Raw genomic sequence first — 19,280 nt, 5'->3', positions numbered from 1 at the left:
CAAATCAAATTAATGGACAGCAAAACAATGTTGACCCGCAATCAGATCTGCTTCGTCTCACAGCGTATGTGTGTTCCATACCCAGGCTCGCTAAGTGAATCCACGACCTCCGTCACCAACCAGCCAGTGCCATCGATCTGGGGCTTCCATCCGCTGAGCATCACTGGCGTTTCAGGCGTTAGATCAGCGCGGCCCTGAGCCAGTGTTAGTTCAAACGTAGCTTTGCCCCGCTGAATCCGGCGCAGCTCTGCCTTGGCCGGCTCGAGGGCGTCAGCCTCTGAGGCATAGGTAGCGCGCAGATCTTTGAACTTTTCCCCTTCCCCGGCGATGGCCGTCTGTCTTTTACTTCCTGCCTTATCGTTCCAGAACACGCGGACGCCGGTGAAACTGTCACGATCGGTCTGGCTGAACCGGTGCTGGTCGCCATCACGGCGGGTGAGGGTGACGCCGGGCAGGGCAGTGCCGCTTGCCGTGAGGGCTTCGCCAGTCAGCGTGAACAGCATCCGTTCGGATTTGACGGCGGAGATGGCGTCGTAACGCTGGCCGAGCCGGGTCAGGAAGTTGAGGTCGGATTCGTCGGTCTGGTCGATGTGGCCGATGCGGATGCCGTGCAGTGTCTTGCCTATCACCGGGGTGAGCTGGTGCCGCCTGGCGATGGTATCGCCGATATCGCCGAGGGTGATGTCATGCCAGCTTTGCGAGCGCTTGCCGGGCAGGAGGTGGCGCATGTCGGCAGCGCGAGCGCGTATGGTGAGCCGGTCGGGTGATCCACTGTGCTCGATCTCATCGACGATGAACACGCCACGCTCGATCAGTCCTTCCTCCTGCCAGCCAATCGCTACACTCAGCCGGTCGCCGGTCGCCGGTCGCCGGTCGCCGGTCGCCGGTCGCCGGTCGCCGGTAGTGCGAGTTTGCCATCGTGGTCGGTAAGTGTCAGGTCGAGCTGGTCGGCTTCCTGGCCGCGCTGGCTGGTGATGCGCAGATCGATCAGGCGGCCGTTGATGCGCGGCGTGATGTCTTCTCCGGCCAGCGTGATGCGGTAGCCCGGGCGGCGGTACTGCGGCTGTTCTCTCATACGTAAGCCCCGGCCAGCCGCGCCGTAGCGGGTGAGATCCCCGATTAGATCGGTGCGCTCATCATCGACGTGCTCGAGCGTGAGGCTGAACTCGATCTTGGCGGCCGCGCCGTCTCGAAACAGCGTGCTCGAGGTCTCATCGACGCCGGTAATCACCCACAGGCCGTACTGCTTGCCGGTGCCCTCGACCAGTGGCCACGCCTGGCCCTGATTGGCCATGTCGCGGATCTGATCGAGGCTCACGCGCCCACCGGTGAACGCCGGCAGCAGCGTACCCGACAGCGTGATGGTATCCGTACCCGGCCCGAGGAACTGATAGGTCGGCCGGTCCCCGACGCGGGACTGTGAGGCATGGCGCCACTCGGTGCGGCGCTGGAATTGCTAATAAGGTACCGTACTTGTCTCAAATACGAACATTCCGAGAGCCATTAGCATAAAGGATGCCCTCCTGAAATGAATGACACAAACAAGGGTTTGATCGGACTTCTGCTATTAACAGCTGTTGGTGCTTTTGCCTCAGTTCCGATTATTCAAAGTGGCTTTTACGTCGATTTCTCAGCAGCCTTATCCGACATCGATATCACCGGTTTTTTTATATTCGTAGGTCTTGTACTTGGGCTTAGCACTAATGGATTTATCAATAGGCAGTTCAAGGCAATGGTCTTTGCAGGTGGCCTTTTTATGGCTATAGGACAGCTGGCATCTGCATTCTCAGAAAAGATGACTGGCCTTTCAGACGAAATATCAATGATGTTACAAGTGGCTTCTGTGGTTTTTTGTACTTGGCATATGTCTTTTGAGCGGCTTTTCCATATGGGCCATGAGACGTCAAATCTTTGACTCATCAATCACTCCCGGTCCCACATCGACGACCGACGCCGCGACTGCTTCTCCCTCGCCCTCCGATCTAGCTCGTGACTTACGGCTTTCGCGATCGCATCCTCGTCGCTCCCGGGTGGGGCGTTGATCGTGATGGTGTAGTGGCTGGTCGAGTTGTCCTGATAGTTGTGCGCTGCTGTCTGTGAGGTCAACGGTGGCCGAGTATCAAATCGGATCGCGTTGACATCGATGTGAGTCATGCGGCACTGGCCAGCGGTGCCCGATGCGCTGATGGTCAGTGGCGGCAGATCGTGACGATTCAGGATGCGATTGCCGGGGGCTGCGATCTGTTCGACATCGACCAACTGCGGCTTGAATACAGTGACGATGAGTTCGCGAACCTGCTGATGTGTGAATTCGTCGATGACAGCCAGTCGGCGTTCCCGATGATGTCGATACAGCGCTGCATGGTCGACAGCTGGGATATCTGGCGTGACTGGAAGCCGTTCGCACAGCGTCCGTTCGGGGATCAGCCAGTGTGGCTGGGGTATGACCCCGCGGGCGAGGGTGAGGGCAGTGATGGGGCCGGCCTTATCGTGCTGGCCCCGGCGAAAAACCGGAATGACCGGCACCGGATTCTTGAGCAGCACCGGCTCAAGGGGCACGACTATGAGGCGCAGGCCGAGTACATCCGCGAGGTCAGCCGCCGGTATAACGTTCAGTACATCGGCATTGATATCAACGGGATGGGCGATGCGGTGGCGCAGCTGGTCGCGAAGTGGTTCCCGCGCGTCACCCGGCACCGCTACACCCCTGACAGCAAGAGCGCGCTGGTTCGTCAGGCGCAGCACATCATTGATCGCGGGCGGCTGGAGTTCGACGCCCGCGACACGATCATCGCGCAGTCGTTTACCTCGATCCGCCGCGAGCTGACCGCAAGCGGTCGGCAGTTCACGTATGCCGCTGGCCGCAACGGCCAGACCGGCCACGCCGATCTGGCGTGGGCCACCATGCACGCCCTCAGCAATGAGCCCATCGACGTTCTCGCCGAGGGCGAGCGCGGTGGCTCGATCATGGAGATTTACGGATGACCGACGTTACCGCCAAACCACGCCATCGCATGTATGCGCATTTTGAGCAGCAGCCCACAGCACCGGCGATCACACCGGCAAGGCCCGAGGCGTTTACCTTCGGCGAGCCGGTGCCTGTCACTGATCTTTCCGATTTTCTCTACACCGGCTGCTGGATGCTGACCGCGCGCTGGTATGAGCCGCCGGTGGATCTGGCTGCGCTGGCTAAAATGTATCGGGCGACCGCGCATCATGGCAGCGGTCTGCAGGTGAAGCGCAATATCCTGACACGGTCGTTCGTGCCGCATCCGTTGCTGGGACGCCAGGCGTTCCGCGAGCTGGTGACTGATTACCTGGTGTTTGGTAACGCCTACCTCGAGCGTATTCACGGCCAGCTCGGCCGGGTGATCGGACTGCGCCCGGCGCGGGCCAGGTACGTGCGGCGCGGTACCGAGCCCGGTCAATTCTGGTGGGTGAGTAACTGGCAGCAGCCGGTCGAGTTCGAGCGCGGCGGGGTGATTCATCTGCTCGAGCCGGACATCAACCAGGAGATTTATGGGATACCGGATTATCTGGGTGCGCTGCAGTCGATCATGCTCAACGAAAACGCCACGCTGTTTCGCCGGCGCTACTACTTGAATGGCAGCCACGCTGGCTTCGTGATGTACGTCTCGGATGCCGCACAAAACCAGGAGGACATTGACGCCATGCGCGAGGCGCTCAAGAACTCCAAGGGCGTCGGCAACTTCCGCAATCTGTTCCTGCATTCGCCAAACGGCAAGAAAGACGGCGTGCAAATCATTCCGATCAGTGAAGTGGCGGCGAAAGACGAGTTCGCCGGCATCAAGAACATCACCCGTGACGACACGCTGGCAGGCCACCGGGTGCCGCCCCAGCTGATGGGGATCATTCCGAACAATACGGGCGGGTTCGGCGACATCGAAAAAGCGGCGCGGGTGTTCGTGACCAACGAGCTGGAGCCGCTGCAGTCGGTGTTTCTTGAGATCAATGACATCGTGGGGCAGGAGGTGGTGCGGTTCAGGCCGTATGAGCTGAGTGGGAAAGATCAGTAGGGCGACTCAATGATGTAGCACTAGCACTAGCACTAGTTGAGAGGTGGCTAGCTTTAGTTAAAAAGGGAGTGGAAATTTTCCACTCCCTTTTTTCGTTTATTTCGTTTATTGTATACGGAGATTTTACTGTTCATTGATCGAGGATTTGTACAATGCTTACGTTGCCCCAAGAGCAGGAGGTTTTGGCTGCTAGGGAAGGTCAGCGTGCTTTAGCGGCCTTCGTATCGAACGGCTTTGAAACGCAACAAATTCAAATACTTGATAGAGATCATCAGTTACAGTCTGTCCAGTTGCCTGCTTCAGCTTTACGGTTGTTGGTGGATATCCTTGCGGAGCTAGCTGATGGAAATGCCGTTGAAGTTGTTCCTGTACATGCAGAGCTTACGACCCAAGAAGCAGCGGACATGCTTAATGTCTCTCGGCCGCATCTGGTTAAGTTGCTTGAAAGCGAGGAAATTCCTTTTCATCGAACTGGAAAGCATCGTCGCGTTAAGTTTTCAGACCTTATGGAATATAAGAAAAATCGTAATGCAAGTAGCGAAGCTGCGCTTGACGAGTTGAGCCAGCAGGCTCAGGAGCTAAGCATGGGGTACGAATGAGAAAATCCCATTTTACGGTGCTTTTTGATGCCTGCGTATTTTATCCAGCACCACTACGCGATTTTCTAATGAGGCTAAGTCTAACTGGTAGCTTTCGCGCAAAGTGGACTGAGCAAATACATGAGGAATGGAAGCGTAACTTGTTAGATCGAAGGGCAGACATTACTCGAGAGCAGCTAGATCGCACTTCGGAGCTTATGAACAGAGCTGTTTCAGACAGCTTGGTCACAGGCTATGAACACTTAATTGAAGGCTTAGAGCTTCCAGATCCTAACGACCGCCACGTACTTGCCGCGGCTATTCGTTGTAGTGCCAGCACCATCGTTACTTTCAATTTGAAAGACTTTCCGCAAGAGACTCTAAGCCATTTCGATATCGAAGCTCTTCACCCTGATGAGTTTACTGATGATCTATTTGACCTGGACCAGTCAGCAGTATTGGAGGCAGCTCATGGGCATAGGGCCTCACTTAAAAATCCTCCTTTTACGAGCGGAGACTACTTGGGTCTCTTGAGACGACAAGGGCTAGGACAAACCGTGCACTCGCTAGCCACTTATATACAGATCCTTTAAAAATACCTTCTATGCGAAAAGCGAGCTGCTTTCAAAGCAGCTCTTTATGTGGCGGTAGCAAGCTAGCTTGATTTGACTATATGTTCATGCGCCATAGTTTCGGCGCGCCATCGACTCCCCGCCCCGCCTGCGCGCTAAATGGGTCGGTTTTATTGCGCCCTTGCAGGTAGGTTGAAGGCAGTCTGTTGCTGGGCTGCGTGAAGGGGGTTGCAGGATGGATTTCCTTGCGATTCCTTGCATTTTTAACGTCGGGTGTCGGTGTGTGGGAAAACCCATGGCAGTTGGGTTTAAGCTTGTCCCGACCACAGTGGAAATGTTGCCCCAGCCATGCCAAAACATGCCGATTTATATTGATTGGTTATTTGTTGACCAATATTCGGTAAAGGGTATTTTCAGTATAAGCGCTTGATTTAAAGCAACAAAAAAGCCGCTGTCGATGACAGCGGCTTTCGTGTTTGGTGGAGGCGGCGGGAATTGAACCCGCGTCCGCCGGCGCTTACCCTTCGGCTCTACATGCTTAGTTCCGTCTTTTGATTTAGCAGTGACGCCTCCGACGGGCAGGATACGGCACCACGATTCCTCTAAAGTTTAGTGTTTGACACGAGGACAGGGCCAAACACGATCCCATTAGCTGTCGCTCATCTCTCCTCCGGAATAAATGGGCACATTCCCTTGGAGCCAGGCTAACAACTAGCAGGGTTTAAGCTGCCAGTGCACCTTGAGCGTAGTTTTCGTCGTTTGCGACTATTTAGTTGCAACGTGGGATTTACGAGATACGTTACAATCTCGGCATGCACCTCGGAGTTTACTACCGGCGTCGAGACCATATCGCCCCCGAAGAATCAGCATCCTAGCATTACAGCCAGGCGAGTGCCAATCGTTACTTGCTGTCGCGCATGATGCGCGCCTTCTGTCTGTTCCAGTCACGCTCCTTTTCGGTAGCGCGCTTGTCATGAAGCTGTTTGCCTTCCACCAGTGCCAGTTCGCACTTCACCAGATTTTCCTTCCAGTAAAGCTTGAGAGGAACGCAGGTATGCCCCTTGTCCTGCGTGCGTGAGAAGATCCTGTCAATCTCCTTGCGATGCAGCAGTAGCTTTCTGGTTCTGGACGGATCCGCTATTTCGTGTGTGCTGGCCGTGTTCAGCGGCGTGATATGCGAGCCCAGCAGCCATGCTTCACCACGCTTGACCAGAATATAGGTATCGGTCAGCTGTGCCTTGCCGGCGCGCATGCTTTTTACTTCCCAGCCCGAGAGGGCAAGTCCTGCCTCAAAGGTTTCTCGAATGTGGTATTCGAAACGAGCCTTCTTGTTCTGGGCAATAACGTTGCTGCCGGGCGCGTTGCTCTTTTTCTTGCCCATGGGACCTCTTAAACCTTCGGAGTGATCGTGCTCTCCTCGATATGCGGGAAAGCGTGATAATATTCAAGTCACTATAGAACAGACGCACTATCATACGCATAAAGTGCGTTGCCGTCAGTGGAGAGCTGCATGCCAACGGTCACTCAATCGGCCCTGGTTAAACACTCTGATCGCAGGATGTTTGATCTGGTCAACGATATTGAAAGCTACCCGGAATTTTTGCCGGGCTGTCGAGCCGCCAACGTCGTGGACGAAGGTGAGAACTATCGAACGGGTAGACTTACTCTGGCCAAGGGCGGCGTTGAGCAGAGTTTTACGACGCGTAATACGCTTCATGCCCCATCCCGGATTGATCTGTCTCTGGTGGATGGGCCATTCAAACAGCTTTCCGGGCAATGGCATTTTCGGGAGATGGGTGAAAATGCCTGTCGGGTAGAATTTTCCATGTCATTTGAATTTTCCAATCGCCTGTTGAGCATGGCATTCAGTCGGCTTTTTCAGCAGGTCACAAAGCAGCAGGTTGATGCCTTCGTCAAACGGGCAGAACAGGTTTATGGGCGCTAAACAGCTGACTATCGAGGTGGCCTACGCATTGCCCGAGAGGCAATGGTTGTTCGAGATGGTGGTGCCTGAAGGTACCACCGTGCGCCAGGTAGCCATCATGTGCGGGCTTGATAATGTGGCGCAAAGCGGGTTAAGTCCGGAAGTACTTGTCACGCTTGCGGTCGGAATCTTTGGTATCAAGGTACGTGACCCGGATCACCAGCAGGTTGCTGCCGGTGACCGAGTCGAGTTATATCGCCCGTTGATCATCGATCCCAAGGAGGCCCGAGTAAATCGGGCCGGTCTGGGTCGAAGGCGCTGATCATTCGCCGCGCGGATAAGGTTCGCTACTGGTGGCCGGGATGGGTTCAAGCGGAGTAACACCCGGCGATTGTGCTGCCCCCGAGGCAGGGGGCTGATTGTTTACATCCGGGCTGGCATCGATATCACCGGCAGTATCAATATGGCTTACTACATTGTCATCGAACGTCAGGCTGACGCGCTTGTTGATGACATTGCCATCGGATTCCTTTACTCGATAGACGTAATCCCAGGCATTGGCGCCCATCGGATCATCAAGCAGAGGCGTCCCCAGCACATAAGTCACCTGATCTTTTGTCATGCCAGGGTGAAGTTGTTGTACCATGCTCTCTGTAATCAGATTGCCCTGGGGAATGTCTCTTTTGTAGACGCCAAACCAGCTGCAGCCAGAAAGCACGCCGATCATGCAACAAAAAGTGACTAATAGGATCGATTTTTGCATTTGTCTCAGACTTTCCTTATCGTTTGCGTTCATCGATCATACCTGATACCTCAAGCGACTGCGAAGAGCTAACCCATGGCCGATAGGAACCAGGAATTACGCAAGGCAGGCCTCAAGGTCACCTTGCCTCGGGTCAAGATCCTCCAGATCCTGGAGGCAACCCGCGAAGAAGAGCTGCACATGAGCGCCGAGGACGTCTACAAGACGCTTCTGGAGCAGGGAGAAGACGTTGGTCTCGCCACCGTGTATCGCGTTCTGACCCAGTTTGAAGCCGCAGGGCTTGTGGTTCGTCATAACTTTGACGGTGGCCATGCGGTGTTCGAAATGTCGCAGGAAGAGCACCACGATCATATGCTGTGTCTTGAAACCGGCGAGGTTGTCGAATTCTTTGATGCAGATATCGAGCGTCGCCAGCGTGAGCTGGCAGAGGAGCGTGGCTTTGAACTGGTAGACCACGCGCTTGTACTTTACGTGCGCCCGAAGGGGTCGACCGCGACGCGCCAGGATGGCAGCGGAGGTGGGCGCCGCTGAAATGTGTCGCAGCCGTTGTAAAAATGCCGCTCTCTCGAGCGGCATTTTTTATATTTCACTACAGCAATGCTCTGCTGTGAGGTTAATGACGCTGCCTGGATTGACCGCTTTTCAGCATTTCCCGAGCATGCGCCAGCGTCTGAGGCGACAGATGAATGCCGCCAAGCATGCGCGCCAGCTCCTTGACGCGGCCCTTATGGTCGAGGATCAGCATCGACGTGCGGGTATCGCTGTCGCCAGTCTGTTTTTCTATATGAAGATGCTGGTGAGCCTGAGCGGCGACCTGTGGCAGGTGGGTTACACACAATACCTGGCCGCCATGGCCAAGCTGCTGGAGAAGCTGCCCGACAATTTCGGCAGTCGCGCCCGAGATTCCTACATCAACTTCGTCGAAAACCAGCGTTGAAGTGGGGCTCAATTGTGCGGTAACAACCTGGATGGCAAGACTGATGCGTGACAGCTCCCCGCCTGAGGCGACCTTGTGCAACGGGCGTGAAGGCTGACCGGGGTTGGCACTCATCATGAACTGAATCTGGTCAAGGCCTTCCGGTTGAGGTGTTTCACGTGGCACTACCTCTACGGTAAAACGCGCCTTTTCCATACCTAGAAAGCGAAGCTGCTCCTGTACACGTTCGGCCATGATCCGGGCACTTTCCATACGACGTGCCGAGATACTGCCAGCCAGTTCACGCCATTGATGGCGAAGTGCTTCCGCCTGCTCTTCCAGTGCTGCAATGGTGTCATCTCCCCCTTCCAGCTGCTCCAGCTCATCGGCCAGTCGCTGATGCAGTGCTACCAGTTCCTCGGGGGCAATATAGTGCTTGCGTGCAATGCCATGGACGCTTCCCAGCCGTTCTTCGACCAGTTGAAGGCGTGAGGGGTCAAGGTCAATGTGAGCATGATGCCAGGAAAGTTCGCTGACGGCTTCTTCCAGCTGAATACGCGCATCTTCCATCATGGCCAGCGCACTTTTGAAGCGTTGCTGTTGCTCCGTGGGCAGGCTGCCTAGTTGCTGAACAGCACTGGCCAGACGCGACAGGGCACCCCTGTCCTCCATCGCGCAGTCGTCGATGGCACTCTGGGCGATCTGCAGCAACTGGTCGGCGTGAGCAAGCTCTGTCTGCTCGGATTCGAGCTGTGCCAGCTCTCCATCTGCCAGGGCCAGTTGGTCAAGCTCGTCCACCTGATAGCGCAGTAACTGGCTGCGCGCATCGCGTTCGGCACCATTATCGCGACGATGACGTATATCTCGGCGAAGGGCCTGCCACTGACGATACATCTGCCTTAGCTCGGTCACTTCCGCCTGGTGATCTGCCAATTCATCCACCAGGTGAAGGTGTGTTTCTTCTCGCAGCAACGAGTGATGGGCATGCTGACCGTGTACTTCGATCAATAATTCGCTTAGCGCCTTCAGGTCCGCGGCCGTACTGGCACTGCCGTTGATCCATGCTTTCGAGCGGCCGGAAGCCGTGACCACACGGCGCAGCAGGCAGTCTTCGGTATCGAGATTGCGTTCGGCAAGCCAGGCGGCGGCTGCAGGCAGTTCACGAATATCAAAACGTGCACTGATATCGGCCTGGGCGGCGCCATGGCGAATGCTGCCGGCATCAGCGCGTTCACCCAGGCACAGCGACAGGGCGCCAAGCAGGATGGACTTCCCGGCTCCGGTTTCGCCAGTGATGGCTGTCATGCCCTGATGAAACTCGAGCTCGAGGTGTTCAACGATGGCGTAGTGACGTATGGACAGTTGCGACAACATGAGCAGATCCTGTTGAAAATCACACTATGGCTTTTTATACAGTGGTTCTAGGCCGTATTCAATCCTCTACTTGAGGGAAAAGCGCGCATTCATTGCTCCTGGGCCTTGAGATTATCACCGGGCTGCCCCATCTATGCACCAAGCCGTTATCAGCCCGTATTCCGTATTGCCATGCACGAAGGAGGACGCATGACCGACAAGTCCAGAACATCCATTGATGAAGAGATGCAGCGTGCCGAGCGTGATGCCGAGCCGCAGCGCATGGAGGATGAGCAGTCGCCGCTGACAGGTGAAACGATCGAGGAAGAGGCCCTTGAGCCGATCGATGGTGAACTGGAGGGGCAGGATATAGACCCGGAAGCTGATGTTCTCGCCGCACGCGTTGCCGAGCTTGAGGATCAGTTGAAGGCGTCTGAAGAAAAATCCCTGCGTGCCGCTGCCGAAGCGCAGAATGTTCGCCGCCGCTCTGACCAGGAAGTCGAGAAGGCTCGCAAGTTTGCACTCGAAAAGTTCGTGAAAGAGCTCCTGCCGGTTGTCGACAGCCTTGAAAAGGCGCTTGAAAGCATGCAGGAAGATGCTTCCGAGACACATCGCGAAGGTGTCTCGATGACGTTGAAAATGCAGGTGGATGCTCTGGCTCGGTTCGGTGTTGAACAGCTCGACCCCCACGGCGAACCGTTCGACCCGCAATACCATGAAGCCATGACCATGGTGCCGAACCCTGATGTAGAGCCGAATACCGTGATTGATGTCATGCAGAAAGGGTATCTGCTCAACGGCCGCCTGGTCCGCCCGGCAATGGTTGTGGTCAGCAAGGCCGCTGAATAGGAAAAAGGCCCTTGAAAGGGCAAATCCTGGCCCCATATACGCAAACAGACGCGCGGCAATGACCGCACATGATAGAAACGAATCAGCTTTGAGGTGGATACATGGGACGCATAATTGGTATTGACCTTGGTACAACCAACTCCTGTGTTGCTGTACTCGACGGCGACAAGACCAAGGTTATCGAAAACGCGGAAGGTACTCGTACCACGCCTTCCATCATCGCCTATGCCGATGATGGCGAAACACTGGTAGGTCAGGCGGCCAAGCGCCAGGCCGTGACCAACCCGAACAACACCCTGTACGCGGTCAAGCGTCTGATCGGCCGCAAGTTCAAGGATGATGTTGTTCAAAAGGACATCAAGATGGTGCCGTATTCCATCGTTGAAGCCGATAATGGCGATGCCTGGGTTCAGGTCAACGACAAGAAGATGGCCCCCCCGCAGATCAGTGCGGAAGTCCTGAAGAAAATGAAAAAGACCGCCGAGGATTACCTGGGCGAGGAAGTTACCGAAGCAGTCATTACCGTGCCGGCCTACTTCAACGATTCTCAGCGTCAGGCGACCAAGGATGCCGGCCGTATTGCCGGGCTTGAAGTCAAGCGCATCATCAATGAGCCGACAGCGGCAGCGCTGGCCTACGGTATGGATAACGCCCGTGGCGACAAGACCATTGCGGTCTATGACCTGGGTGGCGGTACCTTCGATATTTCCATTATCGAAGTCGCTGATGTTGACGGTGAAACGCAGTTTGAAGTTCTGGCTACCAACGGTGATACCTTCCTGGGTGGCGAAGACTTCGACATGAAGTTGATCGACTATCTTGTCGCTCAGTTCAAATCCGATTCCGGTATCGACCTGTCCGGCGACAGCCTGGCGATGCAGCGTCTGAAGGAAGCTGCTGAAAAGGCCAAGATCGAGCTGTCTTCCGCGCAGCAGACCGAAGTCAATCTGCCGTATATCACTGCTGACAATACAGGTCCGAAGCACCTGGCGGTCAAGGTAACGCGTGCCAAGCTCGAATCCATTGTCGAAGATCTGGTTCAGCGCTCTCTCGCGCCGTGTAAAACAGCCATGCAGGATGCCGGTCTCTCCAACAGCGAGATCGATGATGTCATTCTGGTCGGTGGCCAGACGCGCATGCCGATGGTTCAGAGCAAGGTCGCCGAGTTCTTTGGCAAGGAAGCGCGCAAGGACGTCAACCCGGACGAAGCTGTCGCCATGGGCGCGGCCATTCAGGGCGGTGTTCTGGGCGGTGACGTCAAGGACGTGCTGCTGCTGGACGTGACACCGCTGACGCTGGGTATCGAAACGATGGGTGGTGTCATGACACCGCTGATCGAGAAGAACACCACGATTCCGACGAAGAAGACTCAGACCTTCTCTACGGCTGAAGACAATCAGACCGCGGTCACGATTCATGCGCTGCAGGGTGAGCGCAAACAGGCTGCCCAGAACAAGTCACTGGGTCGGTTTGATCTGTCCGATATCCCGCCGGCACAGCGTGGCGTTCCGCAGATCGAAGTAGCCTTTGATCTTGATGCCAACGGCATCCTGAACATCACGGCGAAGGACAAGGCAACCGGCAAGGAACAGTCGATCGTCATCAAGTCTTCCGGTGGTCTGTCTGACGAGGAAATCGATCAGATGGTCCGGGATGCAGAGCAGCACGAAGCAGAAGACAAGAAGTTCGAAGAGCTTGTCCAGCTTCGTAACCAGGCGGACGGTATGATCCACGCGTCTCGCAAGACGCTGGAAGAGTCCGGTGACAAGGCAACTGACGAAGAGCGTCAGGCGATTGAAACCGCGATTACCGAGCTTGAAGAAGCCCTGAAGGGTGACGATGCCGAAGCAATTCAGGCCAAGCTTGATGCGTTGACTGAAGCGTCCGGTACCCTGGCACAGAAAATGTATGCCGAGCAGGAAGGCGCTGAAGGTAATGCCGAGGCGGGCACTTCCGGTAAAAGCCAGAAAGCGGACGATGACGTAGTTGACGCCGAGTATGAAGAAGTCAACGACGATCAGAAAAAACAGTAAGGCGAGTCCGTTCTCGTAACACCGGCGCGGGAGCCATCACGACTCCCGCGTCGTTGTGTTTGAACCATGGTTCCGGAGGGCCGATGCTTCATGTCCAAACGTGATTATTACGAGGTGCTGGGCGTCGACCGCAGCGCCGACCAGAAGGAAATCAAGAAGGCTTATCGCCGACTTGCCCAGAAATACCATCCAGACCGAAATCCGGACGACAATACCGCGGCCGAGAAATTTCGCGAAGTTTCCGACGCCTATGAAGTACTGACTGACAGTGAAAAGCGTGCGGCCTATGACCAGTTCGGGCATGCCGGTGTGGATGGTCAGGCCGGTGGTGGCGGCTTCGGGGGTGGTGGCGCCGGAGGTTTTGGCGACATCTTTGGTGATGTCTTCGGCGATATCTTCGGAGGAGCCGGCGGTGGCCGCCGTAATCCGAACGCTCCGCAGCGTGGCAGTGACCTGCGTTACAACCTCGAGATCGAACTCGAGGAAGCGGTAGCCGGTACCAATGTGGATATTCGCGTGCCACGCCTGTCCGAGTGTGGCCATTGCCACGGCGATGGAGCCGAGCCGGGGACCAGCAAGAAATCCTGCTCCACCTGTAATGGCATCGGCCAGGTACGAATGCAGCAGGGCTTCTTTGCCGTTCAGCAGGCGTGTCCGACATGCCACGGTCGAGGTGAGGTCGTCGAGACTCCCTGCCGCAAGTGTCATGGAGAAGGGCGCGTCAAGGAAACACGCACCCTGTCTGTCCGGATTCCGCCAGGTGTTGATACCGGTGATCGCATTCGCCTGAATGGCGAAGGAGAAGGGGGCGTCAATGGCGGCCCGGCAGGTGATCTGTATGTTCAGGTGTCGATCAAGGCCCACGATATCTTCGAACGTGACGGTCGCGACCTGTTCTGCGACGTGCCGATCAGCTTCGTGGATGCAACGCTTGGCGGTGAGCTTGAAGTGCCCACGCTTGAAGGGCGTGTGAAACTCAAGATTCCGGCTGAAACCCAGACCGGCAAGCTGTTCCGGCTGCGCGGCAAGGGAGTCAAGCCGGTACGCGGTGGCTCTCCGGGTGACCTGATCTGCAAGGTAGTGCTTGAAACCCCTGTCAATCTGAATGAAGACCAGAAGGAGCTGCTGCGCGGGTTCCAGGCCAGCCTGGAGGATACCGGTAGCCGTCATTCTCCACGCAAGAGTGGCTTCTTTGATGGTGTGAAGAAATTCTTTGATGACATGCGTTCATGAGCCCTGTCTTGAAGCCCATAAAAAACCCCGCGCAAGCGGGGTTTTTTATGAGTCAGTGAATCAGAATCAAGGCAGTGTCAGGTAGGAAGCACGATGCTGGGGTCTTCCTGTTCCGGCATGTGGGCCAATGCTCGAGAGCAGGCATCAGGTAGGATGATGTCGATAGCCAGCGGCAGGTGGTCCGAAAACAGCTGATCCAGAACCTGCACATTGGCAGTTTCCAGGCTTTTCGAAACAAGAATGTGATCCAGTGCCCGTTTGGGTTGCCAGGCTGGATAACTCAACAGTGCCTTGCCCGGTGACAGATCCATGGCGCTACAGAATCGCGTATGGGGCTTGAGCTGCTCAAGCGTGCAGTTCAGGTCCCCCAGCAGCACGACATGCCTTACCGGCTCGATCAAGGTGCTCAGGTAATCCAGCTGACGGTCGCGGGTGCGCTGTCCCAGTGCAAGGTGCACGGCGAAGACATGCAGTGCGTGTTCGCCATGACCGAAGGTCACATGGATGGCACCGCGACCCGGGGGGCCGGGTAGCCGGTGGTTTTCCACCCGTGTCATGGGGCGCTGGCTCAACACACCGTTGCTGTGCTTTGCCATATGACCGAAATTGCGATTCAACTGATGGCAGCAGTAATCGAAGCCGGCCTTTTTGGCCAGATACTCGGTCTGATTGATATGGCCGGAGCGAAAGCTGCCGCCGTCCACTTCCTGCAGTGCCACCACGTCATAATCCTTCAGCACGTCGCTGATGAAATCGAGCCGCTTCTGACGCGTCGGATGTGGCAGGAGGTGCTGCCAGCTGCGCGTCAGGTAATGGCGGTAGGCATGCGTATGGATGCCTACCTGCAGGTTGAACGTCAACAGACGCAGACGCTGTCTGTCGTCTGAAGCACTGCCTTCCATCATGGAGTCTCGCCGTTTCGGATGTCGTCGATCAGTGATGAGGCGACAACCATCATGTTGTCCAGGCCGCCCGCACTGTTGGGAGTGATGACGTATTTACCGTTAATGACCAGTGCCGGAACGCCCATCAGCTTGTATGCGCGCATTTTGGCGTGCGCTTCGTTAATCTCGCTTTTAACGCCAAAGGAATTCAGCGCTTTCAGCGCGGCTTCCCTGCTGACCCCGTAATGGGTAAAGAAGTCGGCAATTTCACCGTCATCCGTCAGCTGCCTGCCGTCCTTATGGATAGCATCAAAGAAGTCATCGTGCATTTTTTTCTCGATGCCAAGCTCTTCGGCCGCATAATAGGCTGTGGCATGACGAACCCATGTACGGCCCATGGTGGCGGGAAGCAGCTCGAAGTTGACGTCATCCTTTTGATGGGCAACCCATTTTTCAAGCGCGGGGTTCAGGGCATAACAGTGCGGGCATCCGAACCAGAATACTTCCGTGACGTCGATCTTGCCGGCCGGGAGATCGGTTGGAACCGGTTCATCGAGCACCTTGTAATCCTTTCCGGCGACAGGCTGAGCGGCGAAGGCCATCGAGGCCAGCGTCAGGCCGAACACCAGGGTCAGCAGCTTTTTGATCATCCGTGGAGCTCCGTTAGTAGGGACAATAAACCTTGTTTAGAGCGGGAAGAGATATGACAAGTTCCTCCCGACCCGAATTATCCTACCCGGGAAGTCTCTTCGGTGCGAGATGGATCCTGCCCCGTTATCCGGTCCTTGCTGGTATACTGGCCGGCATACGTCTGGCTTAGCCTTGTTGACCATCTTCTGCAGGATCCTGTTCATGCCCTCCACGTCCATCAATTATCGTCAGGCCCGCTTTGTGCACAGTGCCCCGACCCTGGCCCTGTGCCTGGAGGATACTGGCGCGGAGGTCGCGTTTGCCGGGCGATCAAATGCCGGTAAATCCAGTGCCATCAATACCTTGACGCAGCAGCGTGCACTGGCGCGAACGTCCAGGACACCAGGGCGTACCCAGTTGATCAACTTCTTTGCGCTGAATGAGGATGTCACGCTTCGGCTGGTCGACCTGCCTGGCTATGGATACGCCAAGGTGCCGGAGAAGGTAAAGCTGGAGTGGCAGCGCCATCTGTCGGATTATCTTCAGCGTCGCAGTTCCCTCAAGGGGCTGGTGCTGCTGATGGACGTACGCCATCCGCTCACCGAATTTGACCAGATGATGCTGTCCTGGGCAGACAAGGCAGACATGCCCGTTCACATCCTGTTGACCAAGGCAGACAAGTTGAAGCGCGGCCCCGCGGCGGCCAGCCTGCAGAAGGTGCGGCATGCCCTCAGGGAATGGGAGGATCTGGTGAGCGTACAGCTGTTTTCCGCCCTTAAGAAGGACGGTGTTGAAACGCTTTCCGCTACGCTGGATCGCTGGCTGGCCAGCGAAGACTGAGCTGACCTAGAACACGTAGGTACGACCCGTGGCAGGGTAGCGATACGTCTCTGCGTTGCCTTCCTGGTTGAACAGGGCGGCAGGCTCATCCTGGCCATGTCGAGCCGTCAGTGGTGCAGGAGTCGACGGTGTCTCGGCCTGCCTGTAAGAAGGGTGCAGGGTCAGGTGAGGAGCCGGCTGGCGCGGATAGTTGACATGCAGCGCGTCCGGCTGCGACGCGTGATCGGCACGCACCAGCACTAGTGCCAGAGCAATGCCAAGCGCGCTGACGATCAACAGTAAACCGGTCAACGGAAGCAGGCGCATCAGTACCTCGAACCAGCAGGAAAGTAGATATGTAGTGTACAAGTGTCAGCCAGGTTCCTGCTGATAACAAGTCATCGATAACCACGATCCGGTGAATTACTGCGTCAGAGCCTCGATCACATCCGGCAGTTCCCGTACATGCGCCAACCGGTGCAGCCGAGGATGCTCGATCGGTGACCCACTGCCGCGTCGGTCGATCCAGGCCACGTTCATGCCAAGCCTCAACGCCGGCAGTGCATCTTCCTTCCATGAATCACCGACATGAAGTGACTCGCCTGCTGTTGCCCTCATGCGGGCCAGCGCGGCAAGAAAGGCGCGTGCATCCGGCTTGGGGGCGTGTATTTCTCCGGCATTGATCACAACGTCAAACAGCGTGGCATCCACGACTCGGCGCACATCTACATTGCCATTGGTTATGGCGCCAAGGCGGTAGTTTTCTGCCAGTGTTTCGAGCAGGGGCAGCGACTCATCATACAGTGTCACCTCATGGCGTAATGTCAGCATGTAGTCGATCGTCTCCGCGACCAGCCTGCGGGCGTCATGATCGGGCAGCCCGTGATCCTGAAGTATCGACAACAGCGCCTCATGGCGCAGAAAGGTGAAATCGCCCCGGCGCAGGGGATAGCGCTGTGCCATGGCTTCGCGGCGAGCGACATACTCGGAGAGTGGAAAGCGCTCGGCATGATGTGCCTGCTGATCGAGCCAGTCGTAGTGAACCTGTTCGGTGCGGGCCATGACCGGGCCGTTGTCCCACAGCGTGTCATCAAGATCGAAGGTAATGGCTTTCAGCATGGTCACGTTTCCTTTTTGGTCGGGCGTTTGCGCGCCCGCGGGTGCGTCTTGTCATAAACGTCAGTCAGGTGCTGCCAGTCAAGCCGCGTATAAATCTGGGTCGTCGACAAATGGGCATGCCCCAGCAGTTCCTGCACACCGCGCAGGTCCTGACTGGATTCCAGCAGATGGCTGGCGAAGCTGTGGCGAAGCCGGTGCGGGTGCAGGTGTTCCGGCAGGCCCCGCTCGACGGCCAGTCGGGCCAGGCGCAGCTGCACGCTGCGAGTGCTCAGTCGGGTGCCATGGCGGCCGACAAACAGCGCAGTCTGTTTATCCTCGGCCAGCAGGGCACGATGAACCAGCCAGCGGTCCAGTGCCTGGCGGGCTCGCTGCCCCAGTGGCAGTTGGCGCGGCTTGTTGCCCTTGCCACGAACGCGCAATCGAGTGGCTTCCAGATGATTCACATCCAGCCCGGTGAGTTCTGCCAGACGAAGGCCTGATGAATAGAAAAGCTCGACCATGGCCTGGTCGCGGCAGGTCAGAGGATCATTCTCATCCACCGGTGTGTCCAGAAAATGGCTCAGAAGATCGATATCCACCGGTCTTGGCAGCGGGCGTTTTGCGCGCGGAGCATCCAGCAGGCGGGCAGGGTTGCTGGCCAGTAACTGCTGATCAACCAGACTGTCACAAAAGCCGCGCAGGGTTGCCAGACGCCGCGCCAGGCTTCGAGGCGACAGGCCACGTGTACGCTCACGCCCAAGGAAACGACGCAGGTGAGTAGTGGTCAGTGCGGACCACTGTTCAAGGCCTTCCTCTTCAAGCCCCTTGACGAGGGCCTGCAGGTCCTGCCGGTAGGCCGCCACGGTCGCCGGGCTATGCCGATGAGCCAGCTGTTCAAGCCAGTCAGTACACAGGGAATGAAGGTCTGCGGTCATGAAAGCATCCGGGTCAGCAGTCGTGCGGTAATGTCGCCAATAAACCCGAAGCCTGAACGGTCAAGCCGGTCGGTATCAAGGCATAGCAGCCAGCCATCTTCTGCGCCCAGTGGCAGTGACATCAACAGCACCCTGGCCGGCCCTTCGGGTGCGCCAGGCAGTAGTAGACGAGCCTGCTGAGTCGTGAGGGTGAGCCGCTGCACCGGGCCATCTGTCAGAAGGCTTCTGAACCGCTGAGAGATCACCAGGTTTGCCGCGTGGCTGGGAGGGTAGCAGGGGGCGCTGGAGCAGTGTGGCCGCCACAGGGCGGTGGCTTCGCTATTGAACAGCTCCGCCAGGTGCATTGCCAGTTGCTGACCAAGCGCGTCGGGTGATTCAGCTTCCAGCAGGGCCAGCACCAGCATCCTGAGCCGTTGCTGGCGGCCCTGATCCTGGCGTGTTCCGACGCAAAGGCTTGAAAGGCCGGCACTGCTTTGTTGCTCGCGCTGCTGTAGTCTGGCCAGTTGATATTCCCGTATCGGTACGGCGTGGCCGTGGACCGGATGGGGAAGATCAAGCTGATCAAGCAGCGCTTCCCGTGTCTCGAAAAAATCAGGATGCGTTTCCAGCCAGGCGGCTACCTGCGCTGCCGTGAGCATGTCCGGCATGGGCGTCTC

General features: G+C 56.8%; 22 protein-coding genes, 1 other RNA gene and 1 pseudogene. 12 read left to right on the top strand and 12 right to left on the bottom strand.

Annotated features, from left to right (window positions below; all coding sequences use genetic code 11):
* Positions 1-41: 41 nt before the first annotated feature.
* Positions 42-800 carry a contractile injection system protein, VgrG/Pvc8 family gene (locus OQ287_RS13170; protein ID WP_322974130.1) on the bottom strand — a complete coding sequence of 253 codons (759 nt, stop codon included), beginning with the start codon at positions 798-800 and terminating at the stop codon, positions 42-44.
* 44 nt (positions 801-844) lie between these two features.
* Positions 845-1,396 (bottom strand): annotated as a pseudogene (locus tag OQ287_RS13165) (phage tail protein); the annotation flags it as partial.
* Positions 1,397-1,528: 132 nt separating this feature from the next.
* Between OQ287_RS13165 and OQ287_RS13160 the strand changes: the two are divergent.
* From OQ287_RS13160 to OQ287_RS13140, 5 genes are all read left to right on the top strand, one after another.
* On the top strand, positions 1,529-1,915 hold the full coding sequence (locus tag OQ287_RS13160) for a hypothetical protein (protein WP_265896744.1): 387 nt from the start codon (positions 1,529-1,531) through the stop codon (positions 1,913-1,915).
* Positions 1,916-2,145: 230 nt separating this feature from the next.
* Entirely contained in the window at positions 2,146-2,985 is an 840-nt protein-coding gene (locus OQ287_RS13155; RefSeq protein ID WP_265896743.1) for a phage terminase large subunit family protein, read from the top strand.
* The gene (locus OQ287_RS13150; protein WP_265896742.1) at positions 2,982-4,037 is read left to right on the top strand and encodes a phage portal protein; all 1,056 of its coding nucleotides are present in this window, start codon (positions 2,982-2,984) and stop codon (positions 4,035-4,037) included. Before OQ287_RS13155 ends, OQ287_RS13150 begins: the two co-directional genes overlap by 4 nt.
* A gap of 152 nt (positions 4,038-4,189) precedes the next feature.
* On the top strand, positions 4,190-4,636 hold the full coding sequence (locus OQ287_RS13145) for a helix-turn-helix domain-containing protein (RefSeq protein ID WP_265896740.1): 447 nt from the start codon (positions 4,190-4,192) through the stop codon (positions 4,634-4,636).
* Positions 4,633-5,208 carry a PIN domain-containing protein gene (locus tag OQ287_RS13140; protein WP_265896739.1) on the top strand — a complete coding sequence of 192 codons (576 nt, stop codon included), beginning with the start codon at positions 4,633-4,635 and terminating at the stop codon, positions 5,206-5,208. The genes OQ287_RS13145 and OQ287_RS13140 overlap by 4 nt, the downstream gene beginning before the upstream one ends.
* Positions 5,209-5,664: 456 nt before the next feature.
* On the opposite strand, the gene ssrA is transcribed toward OQ287_RS13140, so the two are convergent.
* Together ssrA and smpB are read right to left on the bottom strand one after the other, a co-directional pair.
* Positions 5,665-6,044, bottom strand: a transfer-messenger RNA (tmRNA) gene (ssrA, locus tag OQ287_RS13135).
* 44 nt (positions 6,045-6,088) lie between these two features.
* Positions 6,089-6,568 (bottom strand): SsrA-binding protein SmpB, encoded by a 480-nt coding sequence (gene smpB / locus OQ287_RS13130; protein WP_250938558.1) that lies wholly within the window; start codon positions 6,566-6,568, stop codon positions 6,089-6,091.
* Positions 6,569-6,697: 129 nt separating this feature from the next.
* Here smpB and OQ287_RS13125 point away from each other — a divergent pair, with 129 nt between their 5' ends.
* The gene (locus tag OQ287_RS13125; protein WP_250938560.1) at positions 6,698-7,132 is read left to right on the top strand and encodes a type II toxin-antitoxin system RatA family toxin; all 435 of its coding nucleotides are present in this window, start codon (positions 6,698-6,700) and stop codon (positions 7,130-7,132) included.
* Positions 7,122-7,433 carry an RnfH family protein gene (locus tag OQ287_RS13120; RefSeq protein ID WP_265896738.1) on the top strand — a complete coding sequence of 104 codons (312 nt, stop codon included), beginning with the start codon at positions 7,122-7,124 and terminating at the stop codon, positions 7,431-7,433. Before OQ287_RS13125 ends, OQ287_RS13120 begins: the two co-directional genes overlap by 11 nt.
* Here OQ287_RS13120 and OQ287_RS13115 read toward each other — a convergent pair whose 3' ends face one another.
* Positions 7,434-7,907 (bottom strand): outer membrane protein assembly factor BamE, encoded by a 474-nt coding sequence (locus OQ287_RS13115; RefSeq protein WP_250938564.1) that lies wholly within the window; start codon positions 7,905-7,907, stop codon positions 7,434-7,436.
* Positions 7,908-7,949: 42 nt separating this feature from the next.
* On the opposite strand from OQ287_RS13115, the gene fur reads away from it, so the two are divergent.
* Positions 7,950-8,405 (top strand): ferric iron uptake transcriptional regulator, encoded by a 456-nt coding sequence (gene fur, locus OQ287_RS13110; RefSeq protein ID WP_250938566.1) that lies wholly within the window; start codon positions 7,950-7,952, stop codon positions 8,403-8,405.
* Positions 8,406-8,487: 82 nt separating this feature from the next.
* Here the strand turns inward: fur and recN are convergent, their stop codons facing one another.
* The gene (gene recN, locus OQ287_RS13105; protein ID WP_265896737.1) at positions 8,488-10,164 is read right to left on the bottom strand and encodes a DNA repair protein RecN; all 1,677 of its coding nucleotides are present in this window, start codon (positions 10,162-10,164) and stop codon (positions 8,488-8,490) included.
* A gap of 189 nt (positions 10,165-10,353) precedes the next feature.
* On the opposite strand from recN, the gene grpE reads away from it, so the two are divergent.
* The 3 genes from grpE (at position 10,354) to dnaJ (ending at position 14,258) form a co-directional block, all read left to right on the top strand.
* Complete coding sequence (grpE, locus tag OQ287_RS13100) at positions 10,354-10,992, top strand: nucleotide exchange factor GrpE (RefSeq protein WP_250938570.1); 639 nt, start codon at positions 10,354-10,356, stop codon at positions 10,990-10,992.
* 101 nt (positions 10,993-11,093) lie between these two features.
* A complete protein-coding gene (gene dnaK, locus OQ287_RS13095) occupies positions 11,094-13,025 on the top strand; it encodes a molecular chaperone DnaK (RefSeq protein ID WP_250938572.1) in 1,932 nt (643 codons plus the stop codon).
* A gap of 90 nt (positions 13,026-13,115) precedes the next feature.
* A complete protein-coding gene (gene dnaJ, locus OQ287_RS13090) occupies positions 13,116-14,258 on the top strand; it encodes a molecular chaperone DnaJ (RefSeq protein ID WP_265896736.1) in 1,143 nt (380 codons plus the stop codon).
* 77 nt (positions 14,259-14,335) lie between these two features.
* Here dnaJ and OQ287_RS13085 read toward each other — a convergent pair whose 3' ends face one another.
* Positions 14,336-15,163, bottom strand: a complete 828-nt coding sequence (locus tag OQ287_RS13085) for an endonuclease/exonuclease/phosphatase family protein (RefSeq protein ID WP_250938576.1) — start codon at positions 15,161-15,163, stop codon at positions 14,336-14,338.
* Positions 15,160-15,792, bottom strand: coding sequence for a thiol:disulfide interchange protein DsbA/DsbL (locus OQ287_RS13080; protein WP_250938578.1), 633 nt, complete (start codon positions 15,790-15,792; stop codon positions 15,160-15,162). Before OQ287_RS13080 ends, OQ287_RS13085 begins: the two co-directional genes overlap by 4 nt.
* Before the next feature lie 202 nt (positions 15,793-15,994).
* Between OQ287_RS13080 and yihA the strand changes: the two genes are divergently transcribed.
* Positions 15,995-16,612, top strand: a complete 618-nt coding sequence (gene yihA / locus OQ287_RS13075; protein ID WP_250938580.1) for a ribosome biogenesis GTP-binding protein YihA/YsxC — start codon at positions 15,995-15,997, stop codon at positions 16,610-16,612.
* A 6-nt stretch (positions 16,613-16,618) separates the two neighbouring features.
* On the opposite strand, the gene OQ287_RS13070 is transcribed toward yihA, so the two are convergent.
* The 4 genes from OQ287_RS13070 to OQ287_RS13055 are packed head-to-tail and all read right to left on the bottom strand — an operon-like array spanning position 16,619 to position 19,271.
* On the bottom strand, positions 16,619-16,960 hold the full coding sequence (locus OQ287_RS13070; RefSeq protein WP_265896735.1) for a hypothetical protein: 342 nt from the start codon (positions 16,958-16,960) through the stop codon (positions 16,619-16,621).
* Positions 16,961-17,014: 54 nt separating this feature from the next.
* Positions 17,015-17,710, bottom strand: a complete 696-nt coding sequence (locus OQ287_RS13065) for an HAD family hydrolase (RefSeq protein WP_265896734.1) — start codon at positions 17,708-17,710, stop codon at positions 17,015-17,017.
* A gap of 2 nt (positions 17,711-17,712) precedes the next feature.
* Positions 17,713-18,624: a tyrosine recombinase XerC gene (locus OQ287_RS13060; protein WP_265896733.1), complete on the bottom strand. Its 912-nt coding sequence runs from the start codon at positions 18,622-18,624 to the stop codon at positions 17,713-17,715.
* Positions 18,621-19,271, bottom strand: coding sequence for a DUF484 family protein (locus OQ287_RS13055; RefSeq protein ID WP_265896732.1), 651 nt, complete (start codon positions 19,269-19,271; stop codon positions 18,621-18,623). The genes OQ287_RS13060 and OQ287_RS13055 overlap by 4 nt, the downstream gene beginning before the upstream one ends.
* Between the last annotated feature and the right edge of the window lie 9 nt (positions 19,272-19,280).

The sequence above is a fragment of the Larsenimonas rhizosphaerae genome, assembly GCF_026240105.1.
Lineage (GTDB): Bacteria > Pseudomonadota > Gammaproteobacteria > Pseudomonadales > Halomonadaceae > Larsenimonas > Larsenimonas rhizosphaerae.
Note: the sequence above shows the minus strand (reverse complement) of the source record. Positions and strands in the feature narration are given on the sequence as shown.